The sequence below is a fragment of the Nocardioides marmotae genome (assembly GCF_013177455.1).
Taxonomy (GTDB): Bacteria; Actinomycetota; Actinomycetes; order Propionibacteriales; family Nocardioidaceae; genus Nocardioides; species Nocardioides marmotae.
Genome location: NZ_CP053660.1, coordinates 3,299,729 through 3,321,833, shown reverse-complemented (window position 1 = coordinate 3,321,833; position 22,105 = coordinate 3,299,729). Strand labels below are relative to the sequence as shown.

Below are 22,105 nucleotides of genomic sequence, written 5' to 3'. Positions count from 1 at the left end.
GGGAGCGGGGTGGGTCGAGGGTCAGTGGTCGAGCGGGTACCCACCGATGCCGCGCCAGGCCAGCCCGGAGACCAGCGCAGCGGCGTCGGAGCGGCTGATGCCGCCGCCCTCGGTGAGCCAGAACCGCGAGCTGACCTGGGCCATTCCCACCAGCGAGACCGCCAGCAGGCGGGCGGCGGCATCCGAGAGGCCGGTGTCGGCCTGGATGACCCCGGCGATCATCGAGGCGCACTCGGTGGTCACCCGGTCGACGTGCTCGCGCACGGCCGGCTCGTTGGTCAGGTCGGACTCGAAGACCAGGCGGAAGGCGCCCGACTCCTCGGCGACGTACTCGTAGAAGGCGTCGACCGCGGCGGCCACGCGCAGCTTGTTGTCCTGGGTGGCGGCCAGCGCCGTGCGGCAGCGGTCGATGATCGCGTCGCAGGAGCGGTCCAGCAGTGCGAGGTAGAGGTCGAGCTTGCCGGGGAAGTGCTGGTAGAGCACCGGCTTGGAGACCCCCGCGCGGTCGGCGATGTCGTCCATCGCGGCCGCGTGGTAGCCCTGGGCCACGAAGACCTCGAGCGCCGATTCGAGCAGCTGGGCGCGACGCTCGCGCCGCGGCATGCGGCCTCCCCGGGGTCGGGCGCCGTCGACGTCGTACTGCCCTGCACTCACGGTCGCTCCTCCCGTCCTCCCTGCGCCGGCCGGAGGACCGGCGGCGTGCCGGGACTCTACCCGCCGGTCACCCCGGTCCGGATGACGGGACGCCGCCGCGGGGGCCCGGGGCGACGGAGGGACCATGGGGGGAACATCGAGAGGTGCCGGGGCGTTGTCCCGGGACTGATCGACGAACCGCTACGAGGAGCGTGACGTGAGCTTTCCCCCGCTGGTCGAGCCGGCCGACGAGCTGACCATCGACGAGGTCCGGCGCTACAGCCGCCACCTGATCATCCCCGACGTCGGGATGTCCGGCCAGAAGCGGCTGAAGAACGCCAAGGTGCTCGTCATCGGCGCCGGCGGCCTCGGCAGCCCCGCGCTGCTCTACCTGGCCGCGGCCGGTGTGGGCACCCTCGGCATCGCCGAGTTCGACGAGGTCGACGAGTCCAACCTGCAGCGCCAGATCATCCACGGCCAGTCCGACATCGGTAAGTCCAAGGCCCAGTCGGCCAAGGAGTCGATCGCCGAGGCCAACCCGTACGTCGAGGTCGTGGTGCACGAGCAGCGCCTCGACAACGACAACGTCATGGACGTCTTCCGCGGCTACGACCTGATCGTCGACGGCACCGACAACTTCGCGACCCGCTACATGGTCAACGACGCGGCGTACTTCCTCGGGATCCCCTACGTGTGGGGCTCGATCTACCGCTTCGACGGCCAGGCCTCGGTCTTCGCGCCCACCATGGCCGACGACGCGCCGTGCTACCGCTGCCTCTACCCCGAGCCCCCGCCGCCGGGCATGGTCCCCAGCTGCGCCGAGGGCGGCGTGCTCGGCGTGCTGTGCGCGGCGATCGGCTCGATCCAGGTCAACGAGGCGATCAAGGTCCTCACCGGCATCGGCGACCCGGCCATCGGCAAGCTGGTCATCTACGACGCCCTCGAGCTGGAGTGGCGCAAGCTGAAGGTCCGCAAGGACCCCAACTGCGCGCTGTGCGGGGAGAACCCCACCGTCACCGGCCTCATCGACTACGACGCCTTCTGCGGCGCGATCTCCGACGAGGCCGCCGACGCCGCGGTCGGGTCCACCATCTCGGTGACCCAGCTCGAGGCCATGCTCAAGGAGCGCGAGGAGGGCACCCGCGACTTCGTCCTGGTCGACGTCCGCGAGCCCAACGAGCACGAGATCAACCAGATCCCCGGCTCGGTGCTGATCCCCAAGGGCGAGTTCCTCAACGGCTCGGCCCTGGAGAAGCTGCCGCCGGTCGACGCGGGCAAGCAGGTCGTCATGCACTGCAAGTCCGGCGTCCGCTCGGCCGAGACGCTGGCGATCGTCAAGGGCGCGGGGTACGCCGACGCGGTGCACGTCGGCGGCGGGGTGGTCGCCTGGGTCAACCAGATCGACCCCAGCCAGCCGTCGTACTGACCCACGCGCAGCACACCACCCGCACGACACCGCACCACCCGCTCCCCACCGGACGGCCCGAGGCAGGACCTCGGGCCGTCCGGTGCATTTCGGCCTCGGTGCGTAACTCCGCCCCGTGCACTCGCGTTGTGCCCGACATCACACCGGTGCGTCCAGGCGTCGCCGGGCCCTCTCGGAAAGGCAGATGTCGATGCAGGCACGTCCCACTCCGGTCCGCTCCGCCCGTCGGGTGGGCGGCGCCCTCGCCGTCCTCGCCGCCGCCGTCCTCGGCACGGCGACCCTGACCACCGCCCCGGCCGCAGCGGCGCCGCAGTGGGCGCCCGCGGGCTCGGCGAAGATCCACCCGGGCGTGCAGATGTACACCGCGGGCGGGCAGTGCACCGCCAACTTCGTCTTCACCGACGACGCGGGCCGCGTCTACGTCGGCTACGCCGCGCACTGCGCCGGCACCGGCGCCGCGACCGACACCGACGGCTGCCTCTCCGACTCCCTGCCGCTGGGCACCCGCGTCTCGTTCGCCGAGGGCGGCAGCCTGCTGGCCGAGGGCACCCGCGTCGGCGGCGGCACCCTCGTCTACTCCTCCTGGGCCGCGATGGACGAGGTCGGCACCACCGACGCCAACACCTGCGCCTACAACGACTTCGCGCTCGTGCAGGTCGACGCCGCGGACGTCGGCAAGGTCAACCCGTCGATCCCGTTCTGGGGCGGCCCCACCGGCATCGACACCGACGGCACGAGCGCCGGCGAGCAGGTCTACTCCTACGGCAACTCCAGCCTGCGCTTCGGCGTCGAGCTGTTCTCGCCCAAGACCGGCATCAGCCTCGGCGACGCGGCGGCCGACGGCGGCTGGACCCACCCGCTCTACACGCTGACCCCCGGCGTGCCCGGCGACTCCGGCTCGGCGTTCGTCGACCGGCAGGGCGAGGCGATCGGCACCCTGTCCACCCTCGGCCTCGCGCCGCTGCCGCTGTCGAACAACATCGGCGACCTCGCCCGCGAGCTCGCCTTCGCCCAGCGGCACTCCGGCATCGCCGGCCTGCGGCTGGTCGAGGGCACCGAGCCGTTCGACCCGATCCTGTGAGGCCCACCTCGACCCCCTGATCTGCTCCGGTGGGGGGAGCAGTCCACGGGCCCGGCGCTGGCGCAGCGGCTAGCGTCGGGCCCGTGCGGCACCCCGAGGAGTACGTCGAGGCCGTCCTGGCCTGCGTCGAGTCGGTGCCCCGCGGCCGGGTGACGACGTACGGCGCGATCGCCGACGCGGTGGGCCGCTACGGCCCGCGCCGGGTCGGCAACGTGATGGCCGAGCACGGCGCGGCCGTGCCCTGGTGGCGGGTCGTCCGAGCCGACGGGTCGCTGCCGCCGAGCCACCGGGGCGAGGCCCGCCAGGCCTACCTCGAGGAGGGCACGCCGCTGCGGCCCTCGGGGAACGTCGACATCGTCGCGGCGTTCGTGCAGCCGCCGGCGGTGCACCCCGGCGGCTGCACGAGCCGGGCTCAGCGCAGCCGGCCGACGTAGGCCTGGGCCCGACGCAGGTCGCCGAGGCGCCGCTCCCAGGTCACGCCGACGACGGTGAGCGCGGTGCCGGCGGCGCCGATGAGGACCCACTGCGGGGTGGCGGCGGCGTACGGCGCGAGCTCGCGGATCACCAGCAGGGCGCCGACGAGCCCGCCGACGGTCACCGGCGCGCTCCACCGCAGGGTGGTCCCGCCGAGCACCAGGGCCAGGCAGCCGAGGCCGAGCAGGGCGGCGCGCAGGGAGACCGGGTCGAGGGCGAGCACCCACAGCAGGCTCGGCACGGTGGCCAGCACCAGGCCGGGGGTCAGGGCCGGCCCGGTCGCCGCGGCCGGGTCGCGGCGCAGGCGGGCCAGGCCGACGAGCAGCAGCGCGGCCGCCGAGGGCAGCGTGTAGGCCTCCGGCGCGGTCACCCCGATCTCGGCCAGGCGCACCCAGGTGGCCGCGGCCAGCAGGAGCCCGCCGGCCCAGGCGACCGGCCGGCGCCCGGGCACCAGCAGCGCGTGCATCGTGAGCAGCGCCCCGGCGACGGTCAGGTGCACCGCCAGCGACGTGGGCCCGGTGACCGCGAGCGCCGCGGCCACCGCGCCGGCGGCCACCGCGACCGCCTCGAGCTCCGGGCGCGGCCGGGCCAGGGCGAGGGCGGCGAGCGCCAGCAGGACCGGCACGCCGCGCCAGGCCATCTCGACGTCGGCCACCGTCAGCACGGTCCACACCAGGCCCGCGAGCGCGGCCGGGAGGACGGCGGCGGCGACGGCCCGCTCGAGGACCAGGACGCAACCGGCGACCAGCGCGGCGAGCGCGCCGAGGACGAGCACCTCGCTGGGCAGTGCGGCCCCGACCGCGGCGACCAGCAGCACGCCCGCGGTGAGGTGGGTGCGGACCGCGAGCAGGCCGGCGGCGGCGAGCGCCGCGACGACGAGGGCCAGCGGGGCCGGCAGCAGCGCGAGGGTGACGACCGCCCCGAGGGCGCCGGCCGCGAGCCAGGCGACCGGCGGGACGGCGCGGCCGACCCCGACGACGTACGCCGCCACGAGCGCGAGCGCCCCGGCGACCGCGAGCGCGGGGTGGACCGAGGTGCCGGTCGCGGGCAGGCGGACCGCCGCGTCGACCGAGGCCGGCGGGGCGAGCAGCAGGACCCGGAGGGTGGCCTCGACCAGCATCGGCACGAGCATCCCGAGGGTGCCCGCGGCGGCGCCGGCGAGCGGGAGGCGGACCGGCAGCGTGGTGCCGGTGCCGGTGGTCAGGCCCAGGGCGGACCAGCCGACCAGGGCGGCCAGGACGGCCAGGCCGGCCGCAGTGCCGCCCTCGTCGAGCGCGGGGAGCACCGCGAGGAGGGTGAGCAGCGCGGTGGTCCCGGCGAGGGCCGGGCGCCAGAGGATCGCCAGGCCGGCGAGGAGCGCGGCCGCGGTGAGCAGCGGCAGCCCGTGGCCCTCGGCCCACAGCCCCCGCAGCGAGGGGTACGTCGCCGCCTCGACGAGCCCGGCGGAGGCCAGCCAGGTCCAACAGACGGCCGCCGCGACGCCGGCGCTCCACGGCAGGAGCCCCGCCCCGGTGAGGACACCGAGCCCGGCGGTGGCGGCGAGCAGCAGCGCGCCGGCGGTGGCCACGACGTTCGGGTGGCCGGTGAGGTCGACGACCGCGACGGCGGCGACGAGGAGCGCGAGGGGCGCCACGACCTGCGGGGCCCCGAGGCCGGTGGGCAGCCAGGCCAGCGCGGCGAGGGCGACCACGGCGGCGGTGGTGACGACGAGGGCCGCGCCGGACGCGCCGCCGAGCCAGCCGGCCGACCCGGCCCCGACGACGTCGAGCGCGAGCAGGCCGAGCGAGACGACCGAGAGCGACTCCCCGGCGATCCGGAGGCCGCGCCGGGCCAGGACGGCCCCGAGGGCGGCGGCGGCGCCGGTCAGGCCGACGAGCACCGCGGTGCGACCGCCGACGCCGAGGGCGGACCAGGCGACCGCCAGGAACGCGACAGCGGCGACGAGCAGGCACAGCGCGCCGAGGCCGAGCAGCAGCGCCGGCACCGACGGGGTCGGCAGCCCGCGGCGCGGGCGGCGGGCGGGCGGCGGGGCCTGCAGGGCCCGCGGGTCCTGCGGGCCCGGCGGCGGCGGGGCGACGGGGTAGGTCGGCAGCGGGGCGCGACGGAGCCGGTCGGCGGGGACGGGCGTCCCGCAGGTGGGGCACGGGGCGAGGGGAGCGGGGGCCGGCGGGGCTGCGGTGCTCATGGGCCCATCGCACCGCATGTCGGGGCGTCGGCGCATCGATTCGACGGCTCAGCTCACCTGAGCCCGGATGCTCAGATGACGGATCGGGTGGGCCCCGGGCTGGGTACAGCGGGGCGTGACCTCCGACCTGGTGTACGTGGTCGCCGGTGGAGCGCTCCTCCTGGCGATCGTGCTCCCCGCACTGCTCAGCCGGTGGGCGGTGTCCTCGCCGATGGTGCTGGTCGGCGTCGGCATGCTCCTCGGGCTGACCCCGCTGCCCGACGGCCTGCCGCTGGACCCGCAGGCCAACCGGGCGGTCATCGAGCACGTGACCGAGCTGGTCGTCATCGTCGCGCTCATGGGCGTCGGCCTGGCCATCGACCGCCCGCTCCTGATCCGCAAGGTCTCCTCGTGGCGCCCCTGGGGGCCGACCTGGCGGCTGCTGCTGATCGGCATGCCGCTCTCGATCGGGGCGGTGGCGTTCCTCGGTTGGTGGGGGGCCGGGCTGCCGCTGGCCGCCGCGCTGCTGCTGGGCGGCGCGCTGGCCCCGACCGACCCGGTGCTGGCCTCCAGCGTGCAGGTCGCGGGCCCGCGGACCGGGGAGGGGTACGAGGTCGACGAGGAGGACGAGCTCCGGTTCACCCTGACCTCCGAGGCGGGGATCAACGATGGGCTGGCGTTCCCGTTCGTCTACCTCGCGATCCTGGTCGCGCACGAGGGGGCCAGCCTGGGGCTGCTGCCGTCCTGGGTGGGCTTCTACCTCGTCGGCAAGGTGGTGCTCGGGGTCGTGGCCGGCATCGCGGTCGGCCGGGCGCTGGCCTTCGTCGCGTTCCGCTCGCAGTCCGTGTCGCTGCGGGTGGCCGAGCGGGGCGAGTCGCTGCTCGCGCTGGCGGCGCTCGTGGCGGCGTACGGCGTGGGGGAGGTGGCGCAGGGCTACGGCTTCCTCGCCGTCTTCGCCTGCGCGATGACGTTCCGCTCCGCCGAGCGCAGCCACGACTACCACGCGGCGATGCACGAGGTGGCCGAGCGGCTGGAGCGGCTGCTGACGCTCTTCGTGTTGCTGGTGCTGGGCATCGCGCTGACCCGCGGCCTGCTCGCCGACCTGGACGCGCGGGGGATCGCGATCGGGCTCGGCCTGCTCCTCGTGATCCGCCCGCTCACCGGGGCGCTCGCGCTGGCCGCGTGGCGCTCGACGCCCGAGCCCGGGATGACGCGGGGGGAGAAGTGGGCCGCTGCGTTCTTCGGGGTGCGGGGGATCGGCTCGATCTACTACCTGGCCTACGCCGCGGGGGAGGCCGAGGAGCTCGGCACCGGGTGGCTGTGGTCGACCGTGGCGTTCACCATCGTGGCCTCCGTGCTCGTCCACGGCGTGCTCGCCACGCCGGTCCTGGCGCGGGTCGGGCGCGGGCGGGACCCGGCCACCTCGCGGCGCGCGGACGCGGAGGAGGCGGCCCGGCGCGCCGCGCCGGGACCGTGAGGATGCGACGGACCCGCGGGTAACCACGATGCTGGCGGGCATGTCCAGCGCACCGTCGGTGTACGGCGTCCTCCACACGGTCGTGCCGCCCCTCGCGCGCGCGGTCTGGCGCCCCACGGTGACCGGCCTGCACCACGTGCCGGCCTCCGGCCCGGTGATCCTGGCCAGCAACCACCTCAGCTTCGTCGACTCGGTGGTGATCCCGGTCGTCGTGCCGCGCAAGGTCGTCTTCCTCGCCAAGTCCGACTACTTCACCGGCACCGGGCCCGCGGGCCGGCTCCAGCGGGCCTGGTTCGAGGGGCTCGGGATGCTGCCGGTGGACCGCGACGACACCAAGGCCGCGATGGCGAGCCTGGACACCGCGCTGGAGGTGCTCGCCCGCGGCGAGGCCTTCGGGATCTACCCGGAGGGGACCCGCTCGCGCGACGGCCGGCTCTACCGCGGCCGCACCGGCGTCGCGCACCTCGCGCTGACCGCCGGCGTCCCCGTCGTGCCGGTGGGGCTGCGCGGCACCGAGCGGCTCCAGCCCGTCGGAGCGCGGCTCCCGCGGATCGTGCCCGTGGAGGTGACCTTCGGCGAGCCGGTCGACCCGCGGGGGCGCTTCGACGGCGTGCCGCTCGGCCGCGCCCGCCGGCTGCTCACCGACGAGGTGATGGCCGCCGTCCAGCGGCTCACCGGCCAGGAGGAGGCCGGGGTCTACAACGAGCGGCCCGCGGACGCCTGAGCCCTCCCCGGGCCGGCCCGGCCAGGATGGGCCCATGACGACCCCCGACCGCCCCCGCACGCTGGTCACCGGTGGCTCGCGCGGCATCGGCGCCGCGGTGGCCCGCCGCCTCGCCCGGGCCGGGCACGACCTGGTGCTGGCCTACCGCACTGACGCCGAGGCCGCGACCCGCACCGCCGCGGAGGTGGAGGCGCTCGGGGCCGCCTGCACCGTCGTGCGGGCGGACGTGGTCGACCCCGGTGCGGTCGACGCGCTCTTCGAGGCCGCCGGGCCGCTTACCGGCGTGGTCTCCAACGCCGGCGCCACCCTGCACATCGGGCCCCTCGCCGACACCCCCGTCGACGTCATCGCCCGGACCGTCGAGCTCAACCTCACCTCCGCGCTGTACGTCGCCCGCGCCGCGGTCCGCGCGATGTCGGTGAGCCGCGGCGGCTCCGGCGGCGTGCTCGTGACGATCGGGTCGGGGGCCGCGACGACCGGGTCGCCCGGCGAGTACGTCCAGTACGCCGCCGCGAAGGCCGGCGTCGACGCGATGACCCTCGGGCTGGCTCAGGAGGTCGCGCGCGACGGGGTCCGGGTGGTCGCCGTGGCCCCGGGGATCATCGAGACCACCATCCACGCCGACGCCGGCGAGCCCGGGCGGCTCGCCCGGGTCGGGCCGAGCGTCCCGATGGGCCGGCCCGGCGACCCCGCGGAGGTCGCGGACGCGGTCGCCTGGCTGATGTCGCCGGAGGCGTCGTACGTCACGGGCACGACGGTGCGGGTCGGCGGCGGCCGCTGACCGGGAGCGCGGGGAGCGGCCGGCTCAGGGCTCCACGAGGCCGGCGCGGATGGCGTAGCGGGTCAGCTGGGTCCGGTCGTTCATGCCGAGCTTGGCCAGGATGTTCGCGCGGTGCCGCTCCACCGTCTTGGGGCTGATGGTCAGCATCCGCGCGATCTCTCGGGTCGTGGCGCCCTCGGCGACCAGCTTGAGCACCTGGTCCTCCCGGGCGGTCAGCACCGTCGCGGGCACCCGCTCGCCGCGGCGCATCCGCTCGAGGAAGTCGCGCACCAGCGTGCGCATCGCGCCGGGGTAGACGAACGCCTCGCCGCGCACCGCGGCCCGGCAGGCGCTGACCAGGTCCTCGTCGGCCACCGACTTCAGCACGTAGCCGCTGGCGCCGGCCTTGAGCGCCTCGAAGAAGTACTGCTCGTTGTCGTGCATCGAGAGCATCAGCATCTTCGGCGGGTCGGGTCGCCGCGAGATCTCCCGGGCGGCCTGGAGACCGGTCATCCGCGGCATCGCGATGTCGAGCACCACCAGGTCGACCTCGGTCTCCCGCAGCAGCTCGACCGCCTCGGCCCCGTCCCCGGCCTCCGCGACGACCTGGAGGTCGGGCTCGGCGTCGAGGATCAGGCGTACGCCGCGGCGCACGAGCGTGTGGTCGTCGGCGAGCAGGATCCGGGTCGGCGCGCTCACGTCGGCACCACCAGCCGGACGGTGGTGCCCTGGCCGGGCGCGCTCTCGATGGTCAGCTCCCCGCCGACCAGGCTCGCCCGCTCGCGCATGCCGAGCACGCCGGAGCCGGGCCGGAGCTCGGCCACCCCGCGGCCGTCGTCGCGGACCTCGAGCACCACCGTTTCCCCCACGCGGGTCAGCGACAGCGCGACCTCCCGGGCCGCGGCGTGCCGCGCGACGTTGGTCAGCGCCTCCTGGGCGACCCGGTAGACCACCAGCTCGGCGTCGGAGGACAGCGGCGGCAGCCCGGGGCTGGTGGTGCGGGTCAGGTGGCCGCGGTCGAGCGCGGCGAAGTCGCTGGCCAGCGCCGCCAGCGCGCTGTGCAGGCCGAGGTCCTCCAGCACGCCCGGCCGCAGCCGGCGCGCCACGCGACGTACGTCGTCGAGGCCGGCGCGGGCGCTCTCCCGGACCAGGGCGAGCCCCTCGGCGATCTCGGGGAGGTCCGGCGGCACCTGGTCCTCGGCCCGCTTGAGGCCGAGCAGGACCACGGTCAGGCTCTGCCCGACCTCGTCGTGGAGCTCCTGGGCGATCCGGTGCCGCTCGGCCTCCTGGGCGGCGAGCGCCCGGGCGCCGCCGGCGGCCCGCTCGGCCTCGATCCGGTCGAGCAGGTCGTTCCAGCCCTCGACCAGGCGCGCGCCCGGGCCGGAGGAGGGCTGCTCGAGGCGGGCACCGGGGTGGGCGAGGTCGACGGTGGCCATGGCGCGGATGACCCGGTCGACGGGGGCCAGGCTGAGCCGCAGCAGGGCGCCGTTGACGACCAGCATGAGCACGAGGCCGGCGGTCAGCACGACCGCCTCGGAGGCCAGGACCTGCTCGGAGACCCGGGCCGGTGAGAGCGCGAGGGCGAGGGCGCCCACCACGAAGACGGCTCCGTTGGTCAGGCAGACCTTCCAGTACAGGCTGAGCTCGCGCACGCCCCCAGCCTCGCAGAATGGGGTGCAGCACCCATTCGGTCGGGCGCTGGAAGGGGTCACGCTGGAGGCGTGACCCCACCGTTCGGCCTCGTCCTCGTGATCGTGGCGGTCGGTCTCGCGGTGTGGGCCACCGTCGCGTGGGCCGGTGCCGGGCGCGGCGTCGCGGTCCTGCGGCGGGGCCGGGTCGTGCGCGTCGCCGACCGCGGGCCCGTGCCGCACCTGCCGCTCCTGGAGGAGGTGCGGGGCTGGCCGACCGGCGAGGTCGTGCTGCCGCTGCTCGCGCGGGCGACCACCCGCGACGGGACCGACGTGCGGGTCCTCGCCGAGCTGCGCACCGAGCTGTCCGCGCCGCGCACCGGCACGACGTACGTCGACCCGGTCGCCGCCGCCGAGCGGCGCGCGGAGGACCGGGTGGTGGCGGCCGTGGGCGAGCGCGACGTCGTCGACCTGCTCGACGAGGTCGCCGGGCTGGCCGCGGCGCTCCCTGCGGAGCTGGAGCTGGTCGAGGTGGACGCGGTGCTGGCGCAGAGGCGCACCCGTGGACCCGGGTGACCTCAACGTCGTCCTCGGTGTCGGTGCGCTCGTCGTGCTGGCCGCGGCGGCGGCGGTCCGGGTCGCGAGCCACGCCGGGCTGCCGAGCCTGCTGCTCTACCTCGGCATCGGGCTGGCGCTGGGGGAGTCCGGGCTCGGGCTGAGGTTCGAGGACGCCGAGCTGACCCAGGTGCTGGGCAACCTGGCGCTCGCGGTGATCCTCGCCGACGGCGGCTTCACCACCCGCTGGGCGACGGTGCGGCCGGTCGCGCCGATGGCGGCGGTGCTCGCCACGGTCGGGGTCTTCATCAGCGTGGCGGTGACCACGGGGCTGGTGCTCCTCGTGCTCGACGTGGACCTCCGCACCGCCATCGTGCTCGGCGCGGTCGCCTCCTCGACCGACGCGGCCGCGGTCTTCTCGGTGCTGCGCTCGATGCCGGTCCGCGGGCGGCTGCGCTCGCTGGTCGAGGCGGAGTCGGGCTTCAACGACCCGCCGGTGATCATCCTGGTCTCCGTCGTCACCAGCGACGCCTGGGACCGGGCCGGGGTGTGGGCGATCGCCGGGCAGATCGGCTACCAGCTGGTCGTCGGCATCCTCGTCGGGATCGGCGTCGCCCGGGCCGGCGTGTGGCTGCTGGCGCGCAGCGCGCTGCCCGCGAGCGGGCTCTACCCGCTCGCCACGCTGGCGATCGCGTTCCTCGCCTTCGCCGGCTCCGGGCTGGTCGGTGGCAGCCCGATCATGGCCATCTACGTCGCCGGGCTCGTGCTCGGCAACTCCGAGCTGCCGCACCGCACGAGCACCGCCGGCTTCGTCGAGGCGATGGCCTGGCTGGCCCAGATCGGGCTCTTCGTGATGCTCGGGGTGCTCGCCAGCCCCGGGCGGCTGCTCGAGGCGCTGCCGACCGCGATCGTCGTCGGTGGGGCGCTGACCCTGGTGGCCCGGCCGGTCTCGGTGCTGGCCTGCCTGACGCCGTTCCGGGTGCCCTGGCGCGACCAGGTCTTCATCAGCTGGGCGGGGCTGCGCGGGGCGGTGCCGATCGTGCTCGCCACCATCCCGATGAGCGTCGGGCTCCCGGGGGCCGAGCGGATCTTCGACGTGGTCTTCCTGCTCGTCGTCGTCTTCACCCTGCTCCAAGGCCCGACCCTGCCGTGGGTGGCCCGCGGCACCGGCGCCACGGCCGCGGAGAACCCCCGCGCCGTCGAGCTGGAGTCCGCGCCGATGGAGGCGATCGGCGCCACGATGCTCCAGTTCACCGTCGCGCCGCAGTCCCGGCTCGCGGGCGTGGAGGTCGCCGAGCTGCGGCTCCCGCCGGGCGCCGTGCTGACCCTGCTGCTGCGTGACGGGGAGCTGTTCGTGCCCACCCCCTCGACCGCGCTGCGGGCCGGCGACCACGCGCTGGTCGCGACCGACCACGCCCACGTGGGCGAGATCGAGGAGCGGCTGCGGCTGGTCAGCCAGGAGGGCCGGCTCGCCGGTTGGTACGCCGCCCTGCCGGGCCGCCGCGGCTAGGCATCACCGCTGGCGGTCCGCGCCCTCCGCGCCCGCCGACCCCCACATCCACTCCATCTCGGCCGCCGCGGCAGCGCGGGTGGCCGGGCCGGCCAGCTCCTCGACGACGGTGAGCGCGAGGTCGATGCCGGCGGAGACGCCGGCCGAGGTCCACAGCCGCTCGCCGCTGCGGACGAACCGCGAACCGCGCTCGACGACGACGCTCGGGTCGATCGCGGCCAGCTCCTCGAACGTCGTGTGGTGGGTGGTCGCCGGCCGCCCCGCGAGCAGGCCGGCCCGGGCGAGCAGCATCGAGCCGGTGCACACCGACATCAGCAGCTCCACGGCGTCGTACCGCTCGCGGAGGAAGGTGGCCAGGTGCTCGTCGTCGAGCAGCCGCCGGGTGCCGGCGCCGCCCGGGACGACGAGCACGTCGACCGGCGGGCAGTCGTCGAGGCGGTGGTCGGGGAGCACGGTGAAGCCGCCCCGGCCGACCGCAGGCTCGCCGGTCAGCCCGACGGTGACGACCTCGAAGGGGCGGCCCTCGCCGAGCTCGCCGGCGACGTTGAAGACCTCGTAGGGGCCGGCGAAGTCGAGGACCTCCATGTCGTCGAAGGCCAGGATCGCGACGGTGCGGGTGCTCACGGCCGCATCCTGGCAGGTCCTGCCACGGGGTGTCGGTGCTCGATGTTGTGATGGGTCCATGACCGCCACCGCCGCCCCGCAGGCACCGAGGAGCAGCGGCACGACGTACCGCCTCGCGCGCCGCCCGGTGGCCGGCTCCGTCCCGGTCCTCGACGAGCACCAGCAGCGCGTCGTCGACCACCCGGGCGGGCCGCTGCTGGTGCTGGCCGGGCCGGGCACCGGCAAGACCACCACGCTGGTCGAGGCGATCGTGCGCCGGGTCGAGGAGGGCGCGCGGCCCGACGAGGTGCTGGCGCTGACCTTCTCCCGCAAGGCCGCCGAGCAGCTGCGCGACCGGGTGACCGCGCGGCTGGGCCGCACCATGGCCACCGGCCTGTCCTCGACGTTCCACTCCTTCGCCTACGCGCTGGTGCGGCGCTACGCGCCGGCGGAGCTGTACGCCGCACCCCTGCGCCTGCTCTCCGCCCCCGAGCAGGACGTCGTGCTCCAGGAGCTGCTCACCGACGCCCCGGAGTCGGTGCGTTGGCCCGACCACCTGCGCGCCGCCGTCGGCACCCGCGGGTTCGCCCGCGAGGTCCACTCGGTGCTCGCCCGGGCCCGCGAGCGCGGGCTGGACCCGGCCGACCTCGCCACCCTCGGGCGGGCCGAGGGCGTGCCGGAGCTGGAGGCGGCCGGGCTCTTCCTCGAGCAGTACCTCGACGTGCTCGGCGACCAGTCCGCGATCGACTACCCCGACCTCGTCGCGCGCGCGGTCATCGAGGCCAACGTCCACCGCGACGAGCTCCGCGCCCAGCTGCGGCACGTCTTCGTCGATGAGTACCAGGACACCGACCCCAGCCAGGTCGCGCTGCTGCGCGCGATCGCCGGCGACGGGCGCGACCTGACGGTGGTGGGCGACCCCGACCAGTCCATCTACGGCTTCCGCGGCGCCGACGTCCGCGGGATCCTCGACTTCCCCCGCGAGTTCCCGACGATCACCGGCGAGCCGGCCCCGGTGGTCGCGCTCGGCACCACCCGGCGCTTCGGCTCGCGCCTGCTGCGCGCCTCGCGCTCGATCGCGGCCTCGATCGGCGTCACCGGGTCGATCCCGCTGGAGCAGTACGCCGCGTTCCGCAACCCGGTGCCCGCCGACAACACCTACGGCCCCGGCAGCGTCGAGGTGCTGACCTTCGACACCCACCGCGCCGAGACCGAGCACACCGCGGATCTGCTGCGCCGCGCCCACCTCGAGGACGGCGTGCCCTGGTCGGAGATGGCCGTCCTGGTGCGCTCGGGCCGCGCGTCGATCCCGGGCCTGCGCCGCTCGCTGAGCGCCGCCGGCGTACCGGTCGAGGTGGCCGCGGACGAGACGCCGCTGGTGCGCGAGCCGGCGGTCCTGCCGCTGCTCTCGGCCCTCGCGGTGGTGGTCGACGCCGACGTCGAGGACCCGGCCGACGAGGACCACGTCGGCGCCGACCGGGCCGAGGCGCTGCTGACCTCGCCCCTGGGCGGCCTGGACGCCACCGACGTCCGGGCGCTCACCCGGGCGCTGCGGGCCGCCTCGCCGGGCACCCCGGCGCGTGAGCTGGTGCGCCGGGCCGTGCTCGAGCCCGCCGCCCTCGCCGGGATCACCGGCGAGCCCGCCCGCCGCGCCCTGCGCCTCGCCGACCTGCTCGCGCGGGCCCGCGCGGCCCTCGCCGGCGGCGCGACCGCCGAGGAGGTGCTCTGGCTGCTCTGGGACGGCACCGACTGGGGCCGCCGGCTGCGCCAGGCCACCGCCACCGGCGGGCAGGGCGCCCGCCTGGCCCACCGCGACCTCGACGCCCTGTGCGCCCTCTTCGAGGTCGCCGCGCGCACCGAGGAGCAGCAGGGGCACCGCAGCGTGCGCAGCTTCCTGGAGACGCTGCGCGCCCAGGAGATCCCGGCCGACACCCTCGCCGACCGGGGCGTGCGCGGCGACGCCGTCCGGCTGCTCACCGCGCACCGCTCCAAGGGCCTGGAGTGGCGGCTCGTGGTCGTCGCCCACGTCCAGGAGGGCGCCTGGCCCGACCTGCGGCGCCGCGACTCCCTGCTCCAGGCCGACCGGATCGACCGCGACGGGCTGCTGCCACCGCTGACCCGCGCCGCGATGCTGGCCGAGGAGCGCCGGCTGTTCTACGTCGCGGCCACCCGCGCCAAGCAGCGCCTGGTCGTGACCGCGGTCCGGTCCTCCGACGACGAGGGCGAGCAGCCCTCCCGCTTCCTCACCGAGCTCGGCCGCGAGCCGGTCCACCGCGTCGGCCGCCCGCGCCGGCCGCTGTCGATGGCCGGCCTGGTCTCCGAGCTGCGGCGCACGGTGGCCGACCCGGGCGAGCCCGAGGCGCTGCGCCGGGCCGCGGCCCGCCGGCTGCGGCTGCTCGCCGAGCTCGACGTCCACGGCCGCCCGGTCGCCCCGCAGGCCGACCCCGCCACGTGGTGGGGCCTGCGCGCGCCGACCCGGTCCGACCGACCGGTCCGCCCGGCCGAGGAGCCGCTCACCCTCTCGGCCAGCGCCCTCGACGGGCTGCTGACCTGCCCGGCGCAGTGGTTCCTCCAGCGGGAGGCGGGCGGTGAGGTGGTCAGCTCCACCGGCCAGGGCTTCGGCAAGGTCGTCCACGCCGTCGCCGAGCGGCTCGCCGCGGGCTCCCTCGGGGTCCCGGCCGAGGAGGTCGAGGTCGAGCGGGACCTGATGCCGCTGGTCGACGAGGTGTGGGGCCGGATGGAGTTCCGCACCCCCTGGTCACGCGCCCGCGAGCGCGAGGCCGTCGCCGCGGCCCTGGAGCGCTTCCTGACCTGGCACCGCCGCCCCGGGGCGCGCACGGTGCTCGCCGTCGAGCCGCGGATCCGCGCCGAGGTGCAGCTGCCCGACGGCCAGGTCGTCCGCCTCCACGGGTACGCCGACCGCCTCGAGCTCGACGAGGAGGGCCGGGTGGTGGTCGTGGACCTCAAGACCGGCAAGTACGCCCCGACCGGGCCGGAGGTGCAGCGCCACTCCCAGCTCGGGCTCTACCAGCTCGCCGTCGACCACGGCGCCGCCGACGAGCACCTGCGCGAGGCCGGGGTCGAGGGCGTCGGCGTCTCCGGTGGCGCCGAGCTCGTCCAGCTGCGGCTCGGGGAGGTGCTGCCCAAGGTGCAGCACCAGCCGCCGGCCGCCGGCGACGGCCCCCGCCTGGTCGAGGAGCAGCTCGCGAGCGCCGCCTCCGCGCTGCGGGCCGAGGAGTTCGTGGCCCGTCCGGGCTCGCACTGCGAGCGCTGCGCCTTCACCGCGATCTGCCCCACCAAGGCCTCAGGGACGGTGCTCTCATGACCTCGACCATGCCCGGCCGCGCGGAGGTCCGCGACATCACGACCCCCGAGCAGCTGCGTGCGCTGATGGGCGTCGACTGGACCTTCAGCGACCAGCAGTTCGCCGCGGTCACCGCGCCGCTCGAGCCCGCGGTCGTCATCGCCGGCGCCGGGTCCGGCAAGACCACGGTCATGGCCGCCCGCGTCGTGTGGCTGGTGGCCACCGGCCGGGTCGCGCCCGGGGAGATCCTCGGCCTGACCTTCACCACCAAGGCCACCGCCGAGCTCCAGACCCGCATCCGCGAGAGCCTGCGCCAGGCCGGGCTGCTGCCCGAGCGGGGCACCCGCGCCCCGGGCCCGGACGGTGAGGAGGAGGAGGTCGAGGAGCCGACGGTGGCGACGTACCACTCCTATGCCTCGGCGCTGCTCACCGAGCACGGCCTGCGGATCGGGCACGAGCCGGACACCCGCCTGATCGCCGACGCGAGCCGCTTCCAGCTCGCCGCGCGGGCGGTGCAGCGCTACGCCGCCCCCGTGGAGCAGCTCACCGACTCCCCGCGCCACGTCGTGCAGTACCTCCTCGCGCTCGACGGTGAGATGAGCGAGCACCTCGTCGGCCCGGCCGAGGTCCGCGCGCACGACGAGCGGCTGCGCCCGCTGCTGGTCGAGGGGATGGCCACCGAGCACCGCAAGACCTACCGGGCGATGAACGAGAAGGCCATCACCGCCATCGACAAGCGCGCCGAGCTGCTCGGCCTCGTGGAGGCCTACCGGTCCCTGAAGCGGCACCACGGGCTGATGGACTTCTCCGACCAGATCGCGCTCGCGGCCCGGCTCGCGGAGGAGTGCCCCGAGGTGGGCCGCAGCGAGCGGGCGAAGTACCGCGTCGTCCTGCTCGACGAGTACCAGGACACCTCGGTCGCCCAGGCGCTGATGCTGCGCCGGCTGTTCTCCGGCCCCGAGGCCGAGGCCGGCCGCGGGCACCCGGTGATGGCGGTCGGCGACCCGAACCAGGCGATCTACGGCTGGCGCGGCGCGTCGGTGTCGAACATCCTGGAGTTCACCCGGGAGTTCCCGACCGCGGTCGGCGTGCCCGGCACGACGTACCCGCTGACCGTCAACCGGCGCTCCGACGCCCGCATCCTCGCCACCGCCAACCACCTGGCCGAGGAGCTCTACGCCAGCCGGCCCGACCTGCTGCCGCTGGAGGCCAAGCCGGGGGCCGACCCCGGCGAGGTCCGGGCGGTCGTGCACGAGACCTGGGACGACGAGCTGGCCTGGCTCGGCGACCGCGTCCTGGAGACCCACGCCGCGCTGTCGGCGACCAAGGACGGCCCGTGCTGGAAGGAGATCGGCGTCCTCACCCGCGACAACGCGCACGCCGCGGCGGTCTTCGACGCCCTGAGCGCGCGCGAGGTGCCGGTCGAGATCGTCGGCCTGAAGGGGCTGCTGCGCCTGCCCGAGGTCTCCGAGGTCGTCGCCACGCTGACCCTGGTGCAGGACGTCACCGCTAACGCCGCGCTGCTGACGCTGCTCGCGGGGCCGCGGTGGGCGATCGGCCCGCGCGACCTGGCCCTGCTGGGCCGGCGCGCTCGCGAGCTCGCCGGCGACACGTCGGGGGCCACCGCGTTCGACGACGTCCGGGCCCAGCTCGCGGCCGCCGTCGAGGGCGCCGACCCGACCGAGATCCCCTCGCTGTGCGACGCCCTGGAGGACCCGGGCGACCTGGAGTACTCCACCGAGGCGCGCGAGCGGTTCACGCTGCTGGCAGCCGAGCTGCGCCGACTGCGGGCCGCGGTCGGCGAGCCGATCCTCGACCTGGTGCGGCGCATCGTGGAGATCACCGGCATCGACGTCGAGCTGGCGTCCTCGGTGAGCCCCGCGGCCGCCGCCCGCCGCGACAACCTCGACCTGTTCGTCCAGGCGGTCGCGGAGTTCCAGGCCGTCGACGGCCAGGTCACCCTGGCCGCCCTGCTGGCCTGGCTGGAGGCCGAGGACGAGTTCGGTCAGGGCCTCGACGTGGCCACCCCGTCGGAGGCCGACTCGGTCAAGCTGCTCACCGTCCACCGCGCCAAGGGCCTGGAGTGGGACGCGGTCTTCCTCGTCGGCGTCACCGAGCGGAAGTTCCCCACCAACCGCACCCGGTCCAGCTGGCTGACCGTGCCGTTCGTGATGCCGACCGCCCTGCGCGGCGACGCCCGCGACCTGCCGCAGCTGGCCGGGCACGCGCCCGAGGACCTCAAGGCGCTCGGCGAGGCCGTCAAGGCCCACGAGGCGCTCGAGGAGCTGCGGCTGGGGTACGTCGCGTGGACCCGCGCCCGGCACTCGCTGTGGGTCTCGGCCTGGCGCTGGGCCCCGCACCTCAAGAGCGGGCTGGGCCCCTCGGCGTACCTGTGCGCGACGCGGGAGGCGATGGCGACCTGGGGCGCCGAGCCGGACCGCTGGGCCGACTGCGCGGTCAAGGGCGAGGAGAGCCCGTACGCCGACCGCTCGCCGGACCTGCCCTGGCCCATCTCGCACCGCACCGCCGAGGTCGAGCGGCGCATCGAGGCCGCGCGCCGGGTGCGGGAGGCCGACCCGGTCACCGACGCCGAGCTGGCCGGCGGCATCGAGGACGGGATCGAGGACGTCCTCGAGCTCGAGCGGGTCCAGCAGTGGGACGACGAGATCGCCCGGCTGCTCGAGGAGGCCCGCCGCGACCGGTCACCGCACGTGGAGGTCGAGCTGCCCAGCAGCCTCTCGGCGACCTCGCTCGCCCGGCTGCGCGACGACCCCGACGCGCTCGCCCGCGACCTGGCCCGGCCGATGCCGCGCCAGCCCTCCTCGGCGGCCCGCTTCGGCACCCGCTTCCACGCCTGGGTCGAGGCCCGGTTCGGCCAGCAGTTGCTCATCGACCCCGACGAGCTGCCCGGCCGCGCGGACGTCGACATCGACGACGACGCCGACCTCCAGGAGCTGATCGCGCGGTTCGAGGAGGGTCCGTTCGCCGACCGGGTGCCGGTCGCGGTCGAGCCGGCGTTCGCGCTCGTGGTCGACGGCCAGGTGGTGCGCGGTCGGATCGACGCGGTCTACCGCGAGGACACCGAGGCGGGGGAGGGCTACCTCGTGGTCGACTGGAAGACCGGCCGCTCCGGCGAGGCCGACGCCCTCCAGCTGGCGATCTACCGCCAGGCCTGGGCCGAGCTGCACGACCTGCCCCTGGAGCGGGTGCGCGCCGCGTTCTACTTCGTGCGCAGCGGGCGGATCGTCGAGCCGGCCCACCTGCCGGATCGTCAGGAGCTGGCGGCGCTGCTGCGGGTCTGAGCCGTGTCCGTGCTCGTGCCCGCCAGGTGGCGTTGCACGGCGCGGGCGGCGGCGCGGCCGGCCCGGTTGGCGCCGATGGTGCTCGCCGAGGGGCCGTAGCCGACCAGCTGCACCCGCGGGTCGGCCACGGCGCTGGTGCCGTCCAGGGTGATCCCGCCGTGCTCGGAGCGCAGGCGCAGCGGCGCCAGGTGGGCCACGGCCGGCCGGAAGCCGGTGGCCCACAGGATCGCGCCGGCGGGCTCGAAGGACCCGTCGGGCATGCGTACGCCGCCGGGCTCGACCGCGCGGAACATCGGGTGCCGCCGATAGGCGCCGAGCCGGGCCGCCTCGTGCTCCTGGGGCCGCAGCGCCAGCCCGGTCACGCTGACCACGCTGGTGGGCGGCAGGCCGCGGCGTACCCGCTCCTCGACCAGGGCGACGGCCTCGCGCCCGCGGTCGGAGGTGAAGTCGTCGGTGCGCCAGACCGGCTCCCGGCGGGTGACCCACAGGGTCTCGGTGACCGGCGCGAGCTCGCCGAGGTGCTGCACGGCCGAGGCGCCGCCGCCGACCACGACCACCCGGGTGCCCCGGAAGTGCTCCGCGCCCGGGAAGCCGACGGTGTGCCACTGCTCGCCGGCGAACGTCTCGACGCCGGGGTAGTGCGGCACGAACGGCTGGCGCCAGGTCCCGGTCGCGTTGACCAGCGTCCGCGTGGTCCAGGACCGGTCGCCGGCCCGGACCACGAGCAGCCCCCCGGGACCGTCCTCGACCCGGTCCACCGCGACCGGCCGGACGACGGGGAGGTCGTGGGCCCGCTCGTAGGCAGCGAAGTACGCCGGCACCACGACGTTGGCCCGGCCCGACCCGTCCACCGGCGGCACGGAGTCCGGCAGCGCGGCGACCCCGTGGACGTCGTGCATGGTCAGGGAGTCCCACCGGTGCTGCCAGGCGCCACCCGGGGCGGCGTCGGCGTCCAGGACGACGTGGTCCAGGCCGAGGCGCCGCAGGTGGTAGGAGGCCGACAGCCCCGCCTGCCCGGCTCCCACCACCACGGCGTCGTAGGTCCTCATGCCCGGTCCAACGTCGCGGCGCGGCCGGATAGTCCGGGACCCTGCCGGCCGTGGGGACGCGGGTGGTCCTCGGGGCTCAGGGGTGTCGGTCTAGCCTCCGGACGTGACCGCTCCGCACCTCAGGCTCGCCCAGGACCCGCACGACCGCCTCGCGGTGCACCGCAAGGACGACGCGTGGCTCGCCGAGCGGTGGGCCGACGAGTCGAGCCGGGTGCTGGTCGTCTCCGGGACCCGCGTGCAGCCGGTCGATGGCCGGATCGAGTGGGTCGCGCCCTCGGAGGCGCCCGAGGGCCTGCGCGTGCTGCTGGGGGAGCGGGAGGGACGGGCCTGGTTCGCGGTCGTCACCGGCCCCGAGGAGGCGAAGGGGGACGCCTCGTGGCTCCCGCTGCGCGGCCTGCTGCCGTCGCTCTCCGACGACAACGTCACGGTCGCGCCGCTGGTCCTGCACGCGCTCGGCCTGGCCGAGTGGCACTTCGCGACGCGCTTCTGCCCCCGCTGCGGCGGCCGCCTCGAGGCCACCGCGGCCGGCCACGAGCTGGTGTGCACCCAGTGCGGCAAGGCGCAGTTCCCGCGCACCGACCCCGCGGTGATCATGGTCGTCACCTCGGGCGAGCCGGGTGCGGAGGACGAGCGCTGCCTGCTCGGCCGGCAGGCGGTGTGGCCGCCCGGGCGCTACTCCACGCTGGCCGGCTTCTGCGAGCCCGGCGAGACCCTCGAGGACGCCGTGCGCCGCGAGGTCGCCGAGGAGACCGGCGTGGCGGTCGGCGAGGTGTCGTACTTCTCCAGCCAGCCGTGGCCGCTGCCGGCCAGCCTGATGGTGGGCTTCGTCGCCCGCGCCACCTCGACCGAGATCACCGTCGACGAGGTCGAGATCGAGGACGCCCGCTGGTTCACTCGCGCCGAGATGCGCGAGCAGGCGGAGTCCGGCCAGCTCGTGCTCCCCGGCGGCGTCTCGATCAGCCGTTCGCTGATCGAGCACTGGTACGGCGGGACGCTGCCCGGCCAGTGGTGACCGGCCGCGGCCCATGTAACGCATGGTTCGCCGCTGTTCCTGCACGTTGCAGCGTGCATCAACAGCGGCGAACGTCGCGTTACAAGCCCGGTGGGCCGGGCGGGGAGGATCAGGCCAGCGCGGCCAGCTTCTCCTTGACCTGCGCGAGCGAGGGGTTGGTCTGGGCGGTGCCGTCGGCGTAGACGAGGGTCGGCACCGTCTGGTTGCCGTCGTTGGCCGACTCCACGATCTGGACGGCGTCGGGGGACTGCTCGATGTCGACGATGTCGTAGGTGATCCCCTCGCGGTCCAGCTGGCTCTTGAGGCGGTGGCAGTAACCGCACCAGGGGGTCGTGTACATCGTGAACTGGCCGCTCATCTGGACTGTCGCCTCCGGCGTCTAGGGTCTGGAACCGTACCGATC

At 75.8% G+C, this 22,105-nt stretch carries 18 protein-coding genes; 11 read left to right on the top strand and 7 right to left on the bottom strand.

Features of this window, described 5'->3' with window-relative positions:
- Nucleotides 1-21 precede the first annotated feature (21 nt).
- Complete coding sequence (locus HPC71_RS15840) at nucleotides 22-654, bottom strand: TetR/AcrR family transcriptional regulator (protein ID WP_257866190.1); 633 nt, start codon at nucleotides 652-654, stop codon at nucleotides 22-24.
- 196 nt (nucleotides 655-850) lie between these two features.
- Between HPC71_RS15840 and moeZ the strand changes: the two genes are divergently transcribed.
- The 3 genes from moeZ to HPC71_RS15825 all read left to right on the top strand — a co-directional run bounded on the left by moeZ (nucleotide 851) and on the right by HPC71_RS15825 (nucleotide 3,574).
- A complete protein-coding gene (gene moeZ, locus HPC71_RS15835) occupies nucleotides 851-2,059 on the top strand; it encodes an adenylyltransferase/sulfurtransferase MoeZ (RefSeq protein ID WP_171896911.1) in 1,209 nt (402 codons plus the stop codon).
- Nucleotides 2,060-2,249: 190 nt separating this feature from the next.
- The gene (locus tag HPC71_RS15830) at nucleotides 2,250-3,140 is read left to right on the top strand and encodes a hypothetical protein (RefSeq protein ID WP_154614808.1); all 891 of its coding nucleotides are present in this window, start codon (nucleotides 2,250-2,252) and stop codon (nucleotides 3,138-3,140) included.
- An 83-nt stretch (nucleotides 3,141-3,223) separates the two neighbouring features.
- The gene (locus tag HPC71_RS15825; protein WP_171896910.1) at nucleotides 3,224-3,574 is read left to right on the top strand and encodes an MGMT family protein; all 351 of its coding nucleotides are present in this window, start codon (nucleotides 3,224-3,226) and stop codon (nucleotides 3,572-3,574) included.
- On the opposite strand, the gene HPC71_RS15820 is transcribed toward HPC71_RS15825, so the two are convergent.
- Nucleotides 3,553-5,799 carry an SCO7613 C-terminal domain-containing membrane protein gene (locus tag HPC71_RS15820; protein WP_154614809.1) on the bottom strand — a complete coding sequence of 749 codons (2,247 nt, stop codon included), beginning with the start codon at nucleotides 5,797-5,799 and terminating at the stop codon, nucleotides 3,553-3,555. The two genes, HPC71_RS15825 and HPC71_RS15820, sit on opposite strands and share 22 nt — an antisense overlap.
- A gap of 115 nt (nucleotides 5,800-5,914) precedes the next feature.
- On the opposite strand from HPC71_RS15820, the gene HPC71_RS15815 reads away from it, so the two are divergent.
- The 3 genes from HPC71_RS15815 to HPC71_RS15805 are packed head-to-tail and all read left to right on the top strand — an operon-like array spanning nucleotide 5,915 to nucleotide 8,760.
- Complete coding sequence (locus HPC71_RS15815; protein WP_171896909.1) at nucleotides 5,915-7,255, top strand: cation:proton antiporter; 1,341 nt, start codon at nucleotides 5,915-5,917, stop codon at nucleotides 7,253-7,255.
- A gap of 40 nt (nucleotides 7,256-7,295) precedes the next feature.
- On the top strand, nucleotides 7,296-7,979 hold the full coding sequence (locus tag HPC71_RS15810; protein ID WP_154614810.1) for a lysophospholipid acyltransferase family protein: 684 nt from the start codon (nucleotides 7,296-7,298) through the stop codon (nucleotides 7,977-7,979).
- 34 nt (nucleotides 7,980-8,013) lie between these two features.
- On the top strand, nucleotides 8,014-8,760 hold the full coding sequence (locus HPC71_RS15805) for an SDR family oxidoreductase (protein WP_154614811.1): 747 nt from the start codon (nucleotides 8,014-8,016) through the stop codon (nucleotides 8,758-8,760).
- A 24-nt stretch (nucleotides 8,761-8,784) separates the two neighbouring features.
- Here the strand turns inward: HPC71_RS15805 and HPC71_RS15800 are convergent, their stop codons facing one another.
- A complete protein-coding gene (locus tag HPC71_RS15800) occupies nucleotides 8,785-9,438 on the bottom strand; it encodes a response regulator (protein ID WP_171896908.1) in 654 nt (217 codons plus the stop codon).
- Entirely contained in the window at nucleotides 9,435-10,391 is a 957-nt protein-coding gene (locus HPC71_RS15795; RefSeq protein WP_171896907.1) for a sensor histidine kinase, read from the bottom strand. The genes HPC71_RS15800 and HPC71_RS15795 overlap by 4 nt, the downstream gene beginning before the upstream one ends.
- Nucleotides 10,392-10,460: 69 nt before the next feature.
- Between HPC71_RS15795 and HPC71_RS15790 the strand changes: the two genes are divergently transcribed.
- Both HPC71_RS15790 and HPC71_RS15785 read left to right on the top strand, forming a co-directional pair.
- Nucleotides 10,461-10,943 (top strand): hypothetical protein, encoded by a 483-nt coding sequence (locus HPC71_RS15790; protein WP_171896906.1) that lies wholly within the window; start codon nucleotides 10,461-10,463, stop codon nucleotides 10,941-10,943.
- Complete coding sequence (locus HPC71_RS15785; RefSeq protein WP_171896905.1) at nucleotides 10,930-12,432, top strand: potassium/proton antiporter; 1,503 nt, start codon at nucleotides 10,930-10,932, stop codon at nucleotides 12,430-12,432. The genes HPC71_RS15790 and HPC71_RS15785 overlap by 14 nt, the downstream gene beginning before the upstream one ends.
- A gap of 3 nt (nucleotides 12,433-12,435) precedes the next feature.
- Here the strand turns inward: HPC71_RS15785 and HPC71_RS15780 are convergent, their stop codons facing one another.
- Complete coding sequence (locus tag HPC71_RS15780) at nucleotides 12,436-13,056, bottom strand: DJ-1/PfpI family protein (RefSeq protein WP_253943743.1); 621 nt, start codon at nucleotides 13,054-13,056, stop codon at nucleotides 12,436-12,438.
- A 58-nt stretch (nucleotides 13,057-13,114) separates the two neighbouring features.
- Here HPC71_RS15780 and HPC71_RS15775 point away from each other — a divergent pair, with 58 nt between their 5' ends.
- Together HPC71_RS15775 and HPC71_RS15770 are read left to right on the top strand one after the other, a co-directional pair.
- On the top strand, nucleotides 13,115-16,360 hold the full coding sequence (locus HPC71_RS15775) for an ATP-dependent helicase (protein ID WP_154614812.1): 3,246 nt from the start codon (nucleotides 13,115-13,117) through the stop codon (nucleotides 16,358-16,360).
- Nucleotides 16,357-19,641, top strand: coding sequence for an ATP-dependent helicase (locus HPC71_RS15770; protein ID WP_230084191.1), 3,285 nt, complete (start codon nucleotides 16,357-16,359; stop codon nucleotides 19,639-19,641). The genes HPC71_RS15775 and HPC71_RS15770 overlap by 4 nt, the downstream gene beginning before the upstream one ends.
- On the opposite strand, the gene HPC71_RS15765 is transcribed toward HPC71_RS15770, so the two are convergent.
- Entirely contained in the window at nucleotides 19,611-20,690 is a 1,080-nt protein-coding gene (locus HPC71_RS15765) for an NAD(P)-binding domain-containing protein (protein ID WP_154614813.1), read from the bottom strand. The genes HPC71_RS15770 and HPC71_RS15765 overlap by 31 nt on opposite strands.
- Nucleotides 20,691-20,793: 103 nt before the next feature.
- On the opposite strand from HPC71_RS15765, the gene nudC reads away from it, so the two are divergent.
- A complete protein-coding gene (nudC, locus tag HPC71_RS15760; protein ID WP_171896904.1) occupies nucleotides 20,794-21,702 on the top strand; it encodes an NAD(+) diphosphatase in 909 nt (302 codons plus the stop codon).
- Nucleotides 21,703-21,811: 109 nt separating this feature from the next.
- On the opposite strand, the gene HPC71_RS15755 is transcribed toward nudC, so the two are convergent.
- The gene (locus HPC71_RS15755; protein WP_154614814.1) at nucleotides 21,812-22,060 is read right to left on the bottom strand and encodes a mycoredoxin; all 249 of its coding nucleotides are present in this window, start codon (nucleotides 22,058-22,060) and stop codon (nucleotides 21,812-21,814) included.
- Nucleotides 22,061-22,105: the final 45 nt, after the last annotated feature.